The sequence below is a fragment of the Rhizobium sp. FG113 genome (assembly GCF_057809895.1).
Genome location: NZ_JBMDKV010000070.1, coordinates 1 through 343, shown reverse-complemented (window position 1 = coordinate 343; position 343 = coordinate 1). Strand labels below are relative to the sequence as shown.

At 58.6% G+C, this 343-nt stretch carries 1 pseudogene; it reads left to right on the top strand.

The features are described 5' to 3' along the window. A pseudogene (locus tag ACODTZ_RS36160) lies at positions 1-217 on the top strand (hypothetical protein); the annotation flags it as partial. Positions 218-343: the final 126 nt, after the last annotated feature.

The following is a 343-nucleotide window of genomic DNA, read 5'->3' as shown; positions in this document are numbered from 1 at the left end:
CTCAATGAGACCCGCGGGGGAAATATTCATGCACGATCTCAAGATCGTCTTCGTCGTCGAGTTCGTCGGACGGAAGGACGCCGAATTCGTCTCCGGACTTGAAGAGAGTGATGGGAACCATCAGATCGTTGCAGAGGTGGAAGGCGTGAGACTGGGCGAGGGAAAGATCGTGTGCCATGTTGAGGTGCTCCATCGGAAGCGGGTCAATTCCCGCTGATGGCTCCTCGAAGGAACATGGACGGTCGCGATCACCGCGAAGTCGCAGACGGAGCGGCGGCAGCTTGCTAGCCGACCCCTGATGAGGTGGAACGGCCCGCTCCGACAGCATCAAAGTGCTAACGTG